Annotated in this window: 7 protein-coding genes; 5 read left to right on the top strand and 2 right to left on the bottom strand. The window is 74.5% G+C overall.

The annotated features are described in order from the left end of the window. Positions 1–88: 88 nt before the first annotated feature. Positions 89–1,129, bottom strand: a complete 1,041-nt coding sequence (locus tag RKE29_RS06000) for an alpha/beta hydrolase (RefSeq protein WP_312003984.1) — start codon at positions 1,127–1,129, stop codon at positions 89–91. A gap of 219 nt (positions 1,130–1,348) precedes the next feature. Here RKE29_RS06000 and RKE29_RS06005 point away from each other — a divergent pair, with 219 nt between their 5' ends. From RKE29_RS06005 to RKE29_RS06020, 4 genes are all read left to right on the top strand, one after another. Further along, positions 1,349–1,591: a hypothetical protein gene (locus RKE29_RS06005; RefSeq protein ID WP_312003985.1), complete on the top strand. Its 243-nt coding sequence runs from the start codon at positions 1,349–1,351 to the stop codon at positions 1,589–1,591. A 134-nt stretch (positions 1,592–1,725) separates the two neighbouring features. Further along, positions 1,726–2,370: a TetR/AcrR family transcriptional regulator gene (locus RKE29_RS06010; RefSeq protein ID WP_312003986.1), complete on the top strand. Its 645-nt coding sequence runs from the start codon at positions 1,726–1,728 to the stop codon at positions 2,368–2,370. Positions 2,371–2,703: 333 nt separating this feature from the next. Then, positions 2,704–2,931 (top strand): DUF3107 domain-containing protein, encoded by a 228-nt coding sequence (locus tag RKE29_RS06015; protein ID WP_312003987.1) that lies wholly within the window; start codon positions 2,704–2,706, stop codon positions 2,929–2,931. Between the two features lie 295 nt (positions 2,932–3,226). After that, the gene (locus tag RKE29_RS06020; protein WP_312003988.1) at positions 3,227–3,508 is read left to right on the top strand and encodes a hypothetical protein; all 282 of its coding nucleotides are present in this window, start codon (positions 3,227–3,229) and stop codon (positions 3,506–3,508) included. Positions 3,509–3,646: 138 nt separating this feature from the next. Here RKE29_RS06020 and RKE29_RS06025 read toward each other — a convergent pair whose 3' ends face one another. Beyond that, a complete protein-coding gene (locus RKE29_RS06025; RefSeq protein WP_312003989.1) occupies positions 3,647–4,405 on the bottom strand; it encodes a ferritin-like fold-containing protein in 759 nt (252 codons plus the stop codon). A 470-nt stretch (positions 4,406–4,875) separates the two neighbouring features. On the opposite strand from RKE29_RS06025, the gene RKE29_RS06030 reads away from it, so the two are divergent. Further along, positions 4,876–6,207 (top strand): DEAD/DEAH box helicase (locus RKE29_RS06030; protein ID WP_312003990.1); only part of this gene is annotated, 1,332 nt, incomplete at its 3' end.

The following is a 6,207-nucleotide window of genomic DNA, read 5'->3' on the forward strand; positions in this document are numbered from 1 at the left end:
CCCGCCGCCCGGGCGGGCGGCACCGGCGCCCGAGGAGGCCGCCCGGTTCGCTTCCGCGTCTCCCGCGCCGCCGCCCCGCGCGCTGTGCCTACCCACGCGCCGCACCGCCTCCCTCCGCCGCGGGCGCCGCCGCGCCCACGGCCCGCCCGGCCCTCGTGACGCCCGTGCCGGCGCCGTCGCCGGTCTCGTCCAGCAGCTCGCGGAAGGCGCGCGCCACCGTCTCGGGGAACTCCATCATCGCCACATGCCCGGCATCGACCAGCGTCAGCAGCCGCGAGTCGCGGAAAGCGGCACTCGCGCGGAGTGCCATCCGGTGGGCGACGAGCTGGTCTCGCAGCCCGTAGATGAGCAGCGTGGGCGCGAGGACGCGCTCGGCCTGCCGCCACAGGGAGTGCTGTCCGCCCAGGGTGTAGGAGTCGACCACGCCGCGCGCGGAGCGCACGAGCGCGTCCCAGAAGTACGGCAGGGCGAGCCGCCGCTCGAACTCCCGCGCCGCCAGCTCGAACGACTCCGGGCTGACCCGCGCGGGATCGCCGTAGCACAGGGCCAGCATCTCGCGCGTGCGCTGCTCCGGGGTCCAGTCGCGCGTCAGGCGGCGGGCCAGCGAGCCCATGCCCGGCAGCGCGAGCAGCGCGGTGGGCACGGCCGTGCGCTGCGGCCGCAGCTCGGGCAGGGCGGGCGAGACGAGGGTGAGGGTGCGCACCAGGTCGGGCCGCACCGCTGCCACGCGCGTGGCGACGGCGCCGCCCATCGAGTTGCCGAAGAGGTGGACGGGGCCGCGGCCGGAGGCGTCGAGATAGCGGATGAGGCCGCGGGCCTGGGCAGTGATCGAGTACTTCCCGTCGTCGGGCGGGGGCGAGTCGCCGAAGCCGGGCAGGTCGACGGCCTCGCCGTCGACCCGGTCGGCGATCAGCTCCATCAGCGCGGACCAGTTCTGCGAGGAGCCGCCGAGGCCGTGCACGAACAGGGCGGGCGGCAGGCCCTCCCGCGCGGGCGGGCGGGCGCGCACGGTCAGGGTGAGCCCCGGCAGGCCGACGGCGTGCAGCTTCTCCCCGGCGGCGACGTGCACGGACCGCGAGGGAGGCACCGGGGGGACGGTCCGGACGTCCGGTGACTCGGTCCTCGACATGCCGCAATGTTACGAGACGATCACGCTCGCGACCGTGTGTTCGCCGTCACAGATCGCGTAGCGTCCGAAAGTGACCTCTCCCGGGCTCGCATCCGCCCGCGGCCGCGGCCTGCCGGGTACGTGGCCCCGGCAGGTCATGGCGTCGGCGCCGCTGGGTATCCGTTCACCAGCCCCGGCGGCCGTCCGGCCGCCGCCCGACCCCGCGAGGAAAGTGCCACCATGTCCGTCGACCAGAGCGACCCCGAGATGTTCGACAGCCCCGAGTCCGAGGAGTTCGCCGAATCCGGTGACCACGGCGAGTTCGGCGCCGAGACCCCGGAAGCGGACGCGGCGGAGCAGCGCCACGACCTGCGGCCGTACCGGGACGAGCCGCTGACCAGCGACAAGGCGGAGGCGGTGAACGAGGCGGATCGCGCGGAGCAGGCCCGGGTCGTGGAGCTGGACGAGGACGACTACCGGTGACCTGCACCTTCTGTCGGTTTTACGCCATGTCCGGTAGGTGAAATTCTCCGCACAGACGGCGCAGGGCGCAGTTACCGAAAAGTACGATGGCGGTGCGGTGAACACCGTGCACAAATCGATCAAGTGGAGGCCGCGTGACAGCCATCGAGGAGACCGAGTCGCGCCCACGGGGCACGCGCCTGCCGCGCCGTGCCCGTCGCAACCAGCTTCTGGGAGCGGCTCAGGAAGTCTTCGTCGCGCAGGGCTACCACGCGGCCGCGATGGACGACATCGCCGAGCGCGCGGGCGTCAGCAAGCCCGTGCTCTACCAGCACTTCCCCGGCAAGCTCGACCTCTACCTGGCGCTGCTCGACCAGCACTGCGAGGCGCTGCTCCAGTCGGTGCGCGCCGCCCTGGCCTCGACCACGGACAACAAGCAGCGCGTCGCCGCGACGGTGGGGGCGTACTTCGCGTACGTGGAGGACGAGGGCGGCGCCTTCCGCCTGGTCTTCGAGTCCGACCTGACCAACGAGCCCGCCGTGCGCGAGCGCGTGGACCAGGTGTCCATGCAGTGCGCCGAGGCGATCAGCCAGGTGATCGCCGAGGACACCGGTCTGCCGAAGGACGAGTCGATGCTGCTGGCCGTGGGCCTGGGCGGGGTGTCCCAGGTGGTCGCGCGCTACTGGCTCTCCAGCGCCAGCGCCGTCCCGCGCGACACGGCGGTGCAGCTGCTGACGTCCCTGGCGTGGCGCGGCATCGCGGGCTTCCCGATGCACGGCGCCGACGGCGTCGCCCACTGATCTCCGGCCGCCCCGGCCCGGACCGCCGCCCTCGTACGGCCCGCCGCGCGCGCAGGAGCCGCCGCGCCCGTACGCGCCGCCCCGCGCGTACGGGCCGCCCACGCGCGTACGGCCCGTACGTGCGCGTACGGGCCGCCACACGCGTGCGCACGCCAGTCCCGGGCCGCGCGTGCGGTCCGCGGACCCGCGCGTACGGGCGGCCCCTCCCGCCCGGGGCGCGCCGCGCGGGACGCGCGTGCGGGCAGGCCGCGGCGTGCCGCCGCGCCGGGCTAGGGTGTGCTGCGTACGGCGCGGATGGCCGCGCACCCAACTGACCGTCGGAGGGACCCAGCCGTGGAGGTCAAGATCGGCGTCCAGCACGCGCCCCGCGAGATCATCCTGGAGAGCGCGCAGTCGGTCGAGGAGGTCGAGCGGGCCGTGGCCGACGCGCTCGGCGGCAAGTCGCAGCTGCTGGCTCTCGTGGACGAGCACGGCCGCAAGATCCTCGTCCCGGCCGACCGCCTCGCGTACGTCGAGATCGGCGAGCCCGCCGCGCGCAAGGTCGGCTTCAGCGCGCTGTAGGCGACGCCCCGCAGGCTCGGCGGACCGCCCCGGGCGGTCCTCGGATGGGCGGCGGCGGGGCCGGGCGCGTGTGCGCCCGGCCCCGCCGCCGCCCACACGCGTGTCCGGGCCGCGCGCGCCGCCAGACCAGCACGCGCACGGCACGCGCCGCACGAAAGACGCACGCGCTGTTCACGAAGCGCGCACAACTCGCTCCTGAGCGGGGTTGCCCACCCCGGTCGGCGGGTAAGACCGGCACGACCGAGGCGCACAGCCGCGCCTTGGGGCCCGGCTCGCTCACGATCGGGAGGACGTCATGGTCGTCATGGTCTTCGTCGCGCTCGGCTCGATAGTGATCGGTCTCACGCTCGCCTACACGGCGGCCCGCTGGCTGCCCCGGCGGCTGCCGTCCCGGCCGCTGGTGCTGTCCACCGGCCCCGGGGCCGCCCTCCTCGGCGCCCTGCTCGCGCAGGCCGTCCTGGGCACCGAGCCCGTCCACGCCCCGGCCTCGCTGGCCGTGGCCTGCGGCTTCGCCGTCGCCCTGCTGTCGCTGCTGGTCCGGCCCGCCCGCGGCGCCCACCGGTCGGCGCCGGCCTGACCGCCAGGCCCGTTCAGCCGCGCGGGCGGCTCGTACGAGACCGTACGAGACGTACGGAAGCACCGCACGGAAGCGGGACCCGGCAGCCCTCGCCGTACGGGCCCCGGCCGGCCCCCGGGGCCACGCGGCGGCGCAGGGTCAGGCGGCCAGTCCCAGCGCCGCCATCCGCTTGGTGTGCGCCTCGGTGATCCGGGAGAACATCCGGCCCACCTCCGCCAGGTCGAAGCCGTCCGCCACGCCGCCCACCAGCATCATCGACAGCGCGTCCCGGTCCGCGACCACCCGCTGGGCCTGGGACAGCGCCTCGCCCATCAGCCGCCGCGCCCACAGCGCCAGCCGCCCGCCGACCCGCGGGTCGGCCTCGATGGCGGCCCGCACCTTCTCCACCGCGAAGGAGGCGTGTCCGGTGTCGTCGAGCACCTGGAGCACGAGACCGCGGGTGTCGGAGTCGAGCCGGGCCGCGACCTCGCGGTAGAAGTCGCTGGCGATCGAGTCGCCGACGTACGCCTTGACCAGGCCCTCCAGCCAGTCGGACGGCGCGGTCTGGCGGTGGAAGCCGTCCAGCGCCGCCGCGAACGGCTGCATGGCGGCCGTGGGCTCCTCGCCGACCGCCGCGAGCCGGTCGCGCAGCTGCTCGAAGTGGTGGAACTCGGCGGACGCCATCTTCGCCAGCTCCGCCTTGTCACCCAGCGTCGGCGCCAGCTTGGCGTCCTCCGCCAGCCGCTCGAAGGCGGCCAGCTCGCCGTACGCGAGGGCGCCGAGCAGGTCCACGACGGCGGCCCGGTAGCGGGGGTCGGCGGAGGCTCGCGCCCAGTCCTGGGCGGCGATCCCGGTGGGCTCCCCGAAGGCGGGGACGGCGGCGGTGCGGGGTGTTTCCGGGGTGTCAGGCGTCTCCATGGAGCGGAGAATAGTCCGCTCGTCGGACGGGGGAAGTCCCCGCCCGGCCATCTCCCGGACCGGCTTCCGGACGGGCCCCCGGTCACACATGCGCGCATCCGGGGTACAGTGGTATAAGCGCCCGCCGAGTAACCGGCGGGTCTTTACGAATGCGGATGCCCGGTCGGTGGCCCGATCGGCTCCCACAACCGACCGTCCTCCATGCGAGGGCGTATGCGATCTACGCACGCGCACAAGCAGGAGCAACCGCTCGCGGTATGAGCGTGTGAGCGAGGGCAGTGGTCCCGCGCCGACCGGCCCCCGCGCGGCCGGCCTCCACTCGGCCGCGGTACGACCCCCTTCGCCGCCTCACACCGCGTCTCACAGAAGAGGCAACGACCCTGTCCACATTTCGAGATCTTGGAATTCTCCCCGAGACCGCCGAGGCCCTTGAGGCCGTCGGCATCACGACTCCCTTCCCCATCCAGGAGATGACGCTCCCGGTCGCCCTGTCCGGCTCCGACGTGATCGGCCAGGCCAAGACCGGCACCGGCAAGACGCTGGGCTTCGGCCTGCCGCTGCTGGAGCGCGTCACCGTCCCCGCCGACGTCGAGGCGGGCCGGGCCAGGCCCGAGCAGCTGACCGACGCGCCGCAGGCGCTCGTCGTCGTCCCCACCCGCGAGCTGTGCCAGCAGGTGACCAACGACCTGCTGACCGCCGGCAAGGTGCGGAACGTGCGCGTCCTGTCGATCTACGGCGGCCGGGCGTACGAGCCGCAGGTGGAGGCCCTGAAGAAGGGCGTCGACGTGGTGGTCGGCACCCCGGGCCGGCTGCTCGACCTCGCCGGGCAGAAGAAGCTGCGGCTGTCGGCCGTCAAGACGCTGGTCCTCGACGAGGCCGACGAGATGCTCGACCTCGGCTTCCTGCCCGACGTCGAGAAGATCATCGAGGCGCTGCCCGCCAAGCGGCAGACCATGCTGTTCTCCGCGACCATGCCCGGCCAGGTCATCTCCCTGGCCCGCCGCTACATGTCCCAGCCCACGCACATCCGCGCCACCGCGCCGGACGACGAGGGCCAGACCGTGGCGAACATCACCCAGCACATCTTCCGGGCCCACTCGCTGGACAAGCCCGAGCTGGTCACGCGCATCCTCCAGGCGGACGGCCGCGGCCTCGCGATGATCTTCTGCCGTACGAAGCGGACCGCCGCCGACATCGCCGACCAGCTCACCCGCCGCGGCTTCGCGGCCGGCGCCGTGCACGGCGACCTCGGCCAGGGCGCCCGCGAGCAGGCGCTGCGCGCCTTCCGCAACGGCAAGGTGGACGTGCTGGTGTGCACCGACGTGGCCGCCCGCGGCATCGACGTCGAGGGCGTCACGCACGTGATCAACTACCAGTCGCCCGAGGACGAGAAGACGTACCTGCACCGCATCGGCCGCACCGGCCGCGCGGGCGCCTCGGGCACGGCCGTCACGCTGGTCGACTGGGACGACATCCCGCGCTGGCAGCTGATCAACAAGGCGCTGGGCCTGCCGTTCAACGACCCGGAGGAGACGTACTCCACCTCCGAGCACCTGTACGAGCTGCTGGGCATCCCCCAGGGCACCACCGGCGTGCTGCCCCGCGCGGAGCGCACCCGCGCGGGCCTGGACGCGGAGGAGATCGAGGACCTGGGCGAGACCGGCGGGCGCGGCCGCGGACGCGGCTCCCGCGCGGGCGCGGCGCAGCAGCAGCCGCCTCGCGAGGAGCGCCCGAAGCGCGCGCCGCGCCGCCGGCGCAGGACGCGCGGGGGCGTGTCCGTGGAGGGCGCGGGCGCGGAGGGC

Source organism: Streptomyces sp. B1866 (assembly GCF_031932565.1).
Classification (GTDB): Bacteria; Actinomycetota; Actinomycetes; order Streptomycetales; family Streptomycetaceae; genus Streptomyces.